Source organism: Methylobacterium brachiatum, assembly GCF_900113845.1.
In the GTDB taxonomy this organism is placed as follows: domain Bacteria; phylum Pseudomonadota; class Alphaproteobacteria; order Rhizobiales; family Beijerinckiaceae; genus Methylobacterium; species Methylobacterium brachiatum.
In genome coordinates, this window is sequence record NZ_FOQW01000041.1 from 1 (window position 1) to 7175 (window position 7175).

8 protein-coding genes are annotated in these 7175 nt (G+C 68.4%); 5 read left to right on the top strand and 3 right to left on the bottom strand.

All coding sequences use genetic code 11. The annotated features are described in order from the left end of the window. The coding region (locus BMZ47_RS27555; protein WP_139221091.1) for a glycosyltransferase at positions 1–1748 on the top strand (1748 nt) is incomplete at its 5' end. Between the two features lie 84 nt (positions 1749–1832). After that, positions 1833–2627 carry an ABC transporter permease gene (locus tag BMZ47_RS27560; RefSeq protein ID WP_091865605.1) on the top strand — a complete coding sequence of 265 codons (795 nt, stop codon included), beginning with the start codon at positions 1833–1835 and terminating at the stop codon, positions 2625–2627. Between the two features lie 461 nt (positions 2628–3088). Here BMZ47_RS27560 and BMZ47_RS27565 read toward each other — a convergent pair whose 3' ends face one another. Further along, on the bottom strand, positions 3089–3295 hold the full coding sequence (locus BMZ47_RS27565) for a hypothetical protein (protein WP_407942916.1): 207 nt from the start codon (positions 3293–3295) through the stop codon (positions 3089–3091). Positions 3296–3896: 601 nt separating this feature from the next. Here BMZ47_RS27565 and BMZ47_RS27570 point away from each other — a divergent pair. Together BMZ47_RS27570 and BMZ47_RS27575 are read left to right on the top strand one after the other, a co-directional pair. Continuing rightward, positions 3897–4118, top strand: coding sequence for a DUF6894 family protein (locus BMZ47_RS27570; RefSeq protein ID WP_091865609.1), 222 nt, complete (start codon positions 3897–3899; stop codon positions 4116–4118). 127 nt (positions 4119–4245) lie between these two features. Further along, the gene (locus BMZ47_RS27575) at positions 4246–4689 is read left to right on the top strand and encodes a DMT family transporter (protein ID WP_091865612.1); all 444 of its coding nucleotides are present in this window, start codon (positions 4246–4248) and stop codon (positions 4687–4689) included. A 13-nt stretch (positions 4690–4702) separates the two neighbouring features. On the opposite strand, the gene BMZ47_RS27580 is transcribed toward BMZ47_RS27575, so the two are convergent. Continuing rightward, positions 4703–4990: a hypothetical protein gene (locus tag BMZ47_RS27580; protein WP_091865615.1), complete on the bottom strand. Its 288-nt coding sequence runs from the start codon at positions 4988–4990 to the stop codon at positions 4703–4705. Positions 4991–5377: 387 nt separating this feature from the next. After that, positions 5378–5542 (bottom strand): hypothetical protein, encoded by a 165-nt coding sequence (locus BMZ47_RS28835; RefSeq protein WP_208601125.1) that lies wholly within the window; start codon positions 5540–5542, stop codon positions 5378–5380. Positions 5543–5965: 423 nt separating this feature from the next. On the opposite strand from BMZ47_RS28835, the gene BMZ47_RS27585 reads away from it, so the two are divergent. Then, a complete protein-coding gene (locus BMZ47_RS27585; protein WP_091865618.1) occupies positions 5966–6799 on the top strand; it encodes an outer membrane protein in 834 nt (277 codons plus the stop codon). Positions 6800–7175: the final 376 nt, after the last annotated feature.

Genomic DNA, 7175 nt, shown 5'->3' on the forward strand with positions numbered 1-7175 from the left:
CGGACGGCCGCCCCCCCGTGGGTAGCGTCACGCCGCTGTCGAACAACGCCACGATCTGCAGCTACCCGCGCTTCAACGCCAACAACACCATGGCGCTGGAGATCCCCCGGCCCGAGCTCGACCAGGCCGCCCGCACGCTCAACCGCGGCCGCAGCATCGAGGTGCCCACCGGGGTCGGGTTCTGCCTCTACATGACCGCCGCCGCGCTCGACGCGGTCGGGGTCCTCGACGAGGTCGCCTTCGGCAAGGGCTACGGCGAGGAGAACGACTGGTGCATGCGCGCCCGCAAGGCCGGGTTTTCGAACCTGCTGGCCGAGGACGTGTACGTGTACCATGCCGGGCAGATCTCGTTCGGGCTCGACCCGGGCGGCGAGTACGACCAGGGCCAGGCGGCCTTGCTCGCCAAGCATCCGGATTACCCGGCGCTCGTCGGCCAGTTCGTCCAGGCCGATCCCGGCCGGCGGGGCCGGGCGCGGCTCGACCTGCACCGGCTCGCCCGGCACGTCCGCGGCCGGGCGGTGCTGTTCGTGACCCATAGCTGGGGCGGGGGCATCCAGCGGCACATCGACGACATGATCGCCCGGCTCAAACGCGAGGGCACGGCCGTGGTGCTGCTCTCGGTCGACCGGGCCCGGAACAGCCAGGTCAACGTCTCGTATCGCAGCCGGGAGTTCGTGTACCTGCCGAGCCTGGACAGCCTGTACCTGCCGCGCGATGCCGAGGCGGTGGCAGCATTCATCGAGCAGCTGGCGCCGCTCCTGATCCACGTGCACTCGCTGGCGGGCCTGCGCTGGAACGCGGCGCACGCGCTGATGGACCTCGTGTCCGGGTCGGGGCGGCCCTATGCCTGGACGCTGCACGACTTCTCGCCGGTGTGCCACCGCAACCACCTGGTGATGCCGGACGGGCGCTATTGCGGGCTGGCGCCGGTGTCTCTGTGCCGGGACTGCCTGGCCTCGGACGCGGACGGCTACGAGGAGCCGGATCCGGCGGAGCGGCGGGCCACGTTCGGGCGGTTCCTGGCCGGGGCGACGCGGGTGTTCGCGCCGTCCGCCGACACGGCGGGGCGGATCGGCGGCGTGTATCCGGATCTGGCGATCACGGTGCGGCCGCATGTCGAGGCCGACCGGAGCGTGCGCTCCACCGCCCTAAGGCGCCCGGGCCGCCTGCGCCGCGTCGCGGTGCTGGGTGGAATCAGCCTGCCCGAAGGCGGCCTGCTGCTTCAGGCTCTGGCCGCCGATTCCCGCAAGCGAGACCTACCCTTGCGATTCGCGATCGTGGGCCACGCAGATCCGGCATTGCGGAGCGGCCTGGAACAGGCCGGGGTCACCGAGACGGGCCGCTATTCCACCGACGACCCGACGCTCGATCGGGTCGCACGGGCGGCCCTGCAGATCGCCGAGACCGGCCACCACGGGGAGGACGAAGAGATCCTCGACCTCCTGCCCAAGGTTTCCGCGGACCTGATCCTGCTGCCGGCGATCTGGCCGGAGACCTACTCCTACGCCCTGACCCTTGCGCTGCGGACCGGCCTGCCGGTGGTGGCCTTCGATCTCGGCGCCCAGGGCGACCGGCTGCGCGACCATCCGAATGGCCACGTCCTGCCCTACGCCCTGGCGAACGACCCCGCCGCTCTCAACCACCGGCTGCTGGGGATCGACATCTCGGCCGGTGGGGAGCTCTCGGCGCCGATCCAGGCGGCCGAGTACGACGACCTGATGCGCGACTATTACGCCCTGACAGCGTAGGCGCGGCCGCTCCCGGGCATCCGACCAACGCACTTTAGCCCAGTTTTTCGCCGAAGCAGTTGGCGAAACGCAGAGGCCATACCGATGTCCGCTCTCCCGACGGCTCAGACGCAGAAGAGCCCGGCCGAGTCCTACCTGCATGTCCTGCACGCGCTGATCCTGCGCGACATGCGCACGCGCTTCGGCGCCTCGATCTGGGGCTACGGCGTGGTGGTGCTCTGGCCCTGCGTGCACGTGTTCATGCTGATCGCGATCTACACCTTCCAGAAGCTCGCGGCGCCGCTCGGCGACAGCAGACCCCTGTTCTTCGCCACGGGGGCGGTACCGGTGCTGGTCTTCCAGTACATCTCCCGCGAGGTGATGAAATCGGTGATCATGAACCGGCCGTTGACCTACTACCCGCAGGTCAAGCTGTTCGACCTGATCTTCTCGCGCATCCTCGTCGAGATCGTGACCGGTTTCCTGGCCCTGCTGGTCGTCAGTTCCATTCTGGTCATCATCGGCACCAACCCGATTCCAGCCGATCCGCTGACCGCCGTCTGCGGCTACGTCGCGGCCATCATCCTGGGCATCGGCATCGGAACGATCAACGTGGCCATCATCGGCTTCTTCCCGGGATGGATGATCGGCTACGCCCTGTTCAGCATCATCCTGTATGTCTCCAGCGGCGTGATGTTCCTGCCGAGCTACATGCCGGATAAAGTTTATTACTGGATGAAGTTCAACCCGGCGATGCAGTTGGGCGAATGGGTACGGTCGGCCTATTATCCTTACGCCGGAATCCAAGTTGATTATATGTACGTCATCATGTTCGGATTGACGTCAGTGACCATCGGCCTGTTTCTGGTGAAGCACGTGGTGAGCAAGATCCAGAGCTGAACAGCCTTCGACGGGCGAGAGACTCGAGCCGGCGCTATCCATGCCGACCCGATCTCGTTCGGGCTCGACCCGGGCGGCGAGGACGATCCGGGCCAGGCGGCTCCGCGCCCCGCGCATCCGGACGATTGGGCCGCGGACGTTCAGCCCGGTGCGGCCGGGCGGTGCTGGTCATGCCCTATAGTGGGGCAGGGGCCTTCAGTTGAGCTGATGCTCGACGCCACGCACAGAGGGCAGTTCGCTCGGCAGCCGGCGGCAGAGCGTGCTCCTGATCAGGCCCCACGGCCCGGCCGACGCTCGTGGCCGAGCAGTGGCCTTCACCGGAAGTCCGGCAGCGTGGCCGGCTTCACGATGCGTTTGCCCCTGCCGCAGGCTGTCGTGCTGCAAAGCGTCCCGTCGCCCACGCCGCCAGGCGCCTGCGCCCTCACCGTCCGCCTCAGGGCTTGGATCTGAGCGGGCCCCGCCTACCCGATCGCCGCCGGATGGCGGCGCGGTTCGCCCTTGTAGTGGCGCGGGATCAGCGGGCAGCCGTCATGCACGCGGAAATGGGACAGCGATGTGCGCCGCACCGCGGTGTAGCCGCCCTGGATCATCAGGCGTCCGAAGCAGGCCGGGCAGCGCTTGAGCGCATCGCGATGGCGCGCCTGCGCCTCGTCGGCCGTCATGGCCACCCAGGCCCCCTCGACGGAGACTTCGCAGGTCGGGGGTCCGGGCTTTACCATGACGCGACGATGCCGTCGGGCGGCGCAGCGCGCCAGCGCAGGCGCGCCACAGCGGGTCGATGATTGACGTGCAGGTTATGCTGCAAAGCGTCGCGGCAAGACCGCCCGGCCCGTTGCCATCTCGGCCGCCCGAAGTCATTCGCCGACCGACGGATTACGACATGTGCGATGGAGCGCCGGTTATTTCTGGGGCGGCCGCACCTTGATACACAACAGGACGCGCCGGATGTGGTTGCGCAGCTTGTCTTTACTATCGGATATTGCCCCGGATCTCTTGACAGAGTCCGGCTTATCACACGTCGACATGGCACGTGCCCCAAGAAAGGAGCGCCACCTCAGCGGGCCTTAGGGCCTTGGTTCGGAAGGCGATCGCCAGTAGCTTTAATGGATCGCCCCGCCAAAATCTCGACATAATTGCAACTCCGCCAGCCAATTCAGGTTTGAGATATTTTAAGGTTTATCGTTGCTTCTGAATGCTGCTGTGCCGTTCCGCACGACGTGGCCGAATGCATAGACCCGCTCGCGGGGTCCGATCAGGGAGACGTGCTCGGTGGCTGAACGCTTCTACTTCGACATCGAGAACGGCGAGGGGTCGATCCGTGACGAGGAAGGTGTCGAGGCAGCCAGCGTGGAACAGGCCCTGGACGAGGCCCGGAGCGTGATCCGGGAGATGGCCGCCGAGTTGACCGCCGCCAATCCCGACGAAACCTGGACCCTGATCGTGCGGGATGCGTCCGGCTCCCTGGTCGGACGCCTTCCGATCAGGCCATAGGGTCCGGCCGAACGATCGAGCGAGCGGACGTCCTGCGCCGGGGACCGTGCCTGCCCGCCGCTGGGGCGCGTCAAAACTGCGCGGCGGACCCTGGGAGCTTGGCCGCCTGCTCAGGTGCTAGCGGAGCATGTGGTATCTTTACGGACTCACGATCCTCGCCGGCTTGGCGAACGCCATCCAGCCCGGCCAAAACGCGACGCTGTCGAAATCCCTCGGCTTGCCGATCACGGCCGCGCTGCTGACGCTGCTCGTCAGCACGGCCGCCCTTCTCGTGGGCGGCCTGGCGCTCGGCAAGCTCGAGATGCCGAGCGGGCAACAATTGGTGCAGGTGCCCTGGTGGGCCTGGCTCGGCGGCTTCCTCAGCGTCCTGCTGATCCTCGCCCAGCTCTACGCGTCACCGTCCATCGGCGCCGCGTCGTTCCTCGGCATCATCGTCACGGTGGGCGTGGGCGCGTCGATCGTGCTCGACAATTACGGATGGGTCGGCTTCGCCGTGCACCCGGCCAGCCTGTGGCGGATCCTCGGGGCCGTCCTGATGACCGCCGGCGTGGCCTTGGTCGCCCTGTTCTGATCGCCGGCCCATCTCACGCCGGGTCGGTTCCCGCGAGGATTTCGGCCGCGTATCGGGCGCGTCCGGAACCGTCGCCCGGCGCGCCGGTGCGGGCGCACCACGCCGTGAATGCCGCGACCTCGATCGGCACGCGCACGACCGCGACGCCGCTGCGTTGCACCTCGCGCTCCATCTGCTCCGTGGCGATCCGCCAGGTCTCGTAGCGAGGCGGCAGCTTCGCCCCGTCGGGGAGGCTGGCGCGCAGGGCCTCGTACTGCTCCTCGGCGTACCAGGGCAGACCGACGTGGCGCGGACGGCTCATGACAGATTCGCAACCGGGTGAGAGCGGACAAGCGCGGGACCGACCGCACCTCAGCCGGGCCCGCATTCCTCAACGGCCAAGCAGGAGGCTCGGTTCTGCCGGGGGCTGCCCCGGCGATCGCTCGGCTGCCTGCCGCCAAGCCATGGTGTGGAAGCGCACCTGAGGGCGAAAAAGGCGGCACTTATGCACCCGCCGACACCCTGAGGCTGGTTGCCGGCCGCAGGCCTCGCTCTTAAGTCCGTTGCGCGCGATCGCGACGGCGTCGTGGTCCCGCCACCCTTCCCAAGGGTGTCTCCTCCCAAGACTTCGGGCCGCCCCCTCGGGGGTGGCCTTTTTTGTCTCGGCAGCCCGACCGATGATCGGGCGGCCTGCGCGCTCTCGGACAGGCTACTCGCTGGCCTCGGCCGTCCGCGCGATCGCCCCGCCGCGTGCGAAGGAAGTGTCGGCCGCCTGCGTCAGCTCCCGGCGGGCGACGACATCCGCCAGGGCCAACAGGATACCCATCAGCCCCAGAACCAGGACGGCACGACGAAGAATCGGTCGATTGGACATAAGCGGCATCCAGAGACGTCGGCCTGTCTAGCAGAGGTCTCGAGGATCGGCTGCCGCTCCCGGGTCACAGTGGGTACGGAATGCGAACGCTGCCGATCGCATTGGGCGCCGGCGGGCGCGGCGAGGAGCGGGGATTCGCGCCCCGCGCGCAGGTCAGCAGGGCCAGGCCGCTGACGCGCGCTGTCGCCCTTCGGCAACACCGGCCCATCAATCACCCGCGCCGCCGCAACCGATGCCCGGCTGCAGAGTTGTCGCGCTCGGGTCAGTATCTCCCAGGCATGTCCGTCGCGCGACAGATATTTACCGAAGGTTTACTATGGCAGCCCGCGTCGTGACCGGGCGGTGTGTCCGTAAAACTACAGCTTTCTCGCCGACGGATTGGTAGTCATGGCGTCAGATTTCACGCCCTGGATTACCGCACACATGACCAAGATTCTCGCCTCCCTGGCCGCCTTCACCGCCCTGACCGGCGCGGCCGCCGCCGCCGACCTGCCGCGTCGCGCCGCCCCGCCGCCCGTCTTCACCCCCGTCCCCGTGTTCACCTGGACCGGCGCCTACGCCGGTATCAACGCCGGCTACGCCTTCGACGCCAGCAGCCGCTCGAACAACTCCACCTTCGGCGTGCCTTTCCCCTACGCCGCCCCCGGCACCACCGCCACGTTCCGTAACCGCAGCCAGGACGGTTTCTCCGGCGGCGCACAGATCGGCTACAACGTCCAGTTCACCCCGGGCTCGGGCGTGGTGGTCGGTATCGAGGCCGACGCCCAGTATCTCGACTTCGGCCGCAGCCGGAACAACGCCTTCGTGAACGGCGCCGTCGCCCCGGGCTTCTACGTCACCGACCCGCGCGGCCTGTCGAGCCTCGACTACTTCGGCACCGTGCGCGGCCGTCTCGGCTACGCCTTCGACCGCACCCTCGTGTACGGCACCGGCGGCTTCGCCTACGGCTCGGGCAGCGCTGACCGCTCGTTCGGCGGCTACGCCGGCAACGACAGCTTCCGCACTGGCTACGCCGTCGGCGGCGGCGTCGAGTTCGCCCTGCCCACCGAGTCGTTCCTGAACTTCTTCCGCTCGTCGGCCGTGACGTTCAAGATCGAAGGTCTGTACGTCAACCTGGAGCGCGGCAACCGCAACCAGGGCGCCCTGGTGGTCAACGCCGCCAACCTCGTCCCGGTCGCCTACAGCGCCATCGGCCGCCGCGACGACGAGTTCGCCGTGGTCCGCGCCGGCCTGAACTACAAGTTCGGCTCGTACTAAGACCCAACACCCGCCCGGCCTTCGGGCTGGGCCCGGTCAGGGACGACGAGGAACGCGCTTGCGCGTTCTGACAGGCCGATCTCTCCAGGCCGATCGCACGATCGGCCCCACCCCAGAAGCGCGCGCTTCTGGGGTTTTTCGTTTGCCGGTGGTACGGCCAGCCTATCCCGTGCGGCCCCCGCCACCGGCTCCCCGCGGAGCCCGTGGCGATGCTCGGCCGTGACGCGCAGGCACCGCCTGTCCCGTGGCCTCGCACCGCCTGGATCGCCCGATCCGCAGCCCCCTCAGTGCCGGTAGCGTTCGGCCAGGGCCATGAGGGCCTGGGCGAGTTCGGTGAGGTTGGCCGAGGCCGCCTCGACCTCGCGGGTGCCGGCCG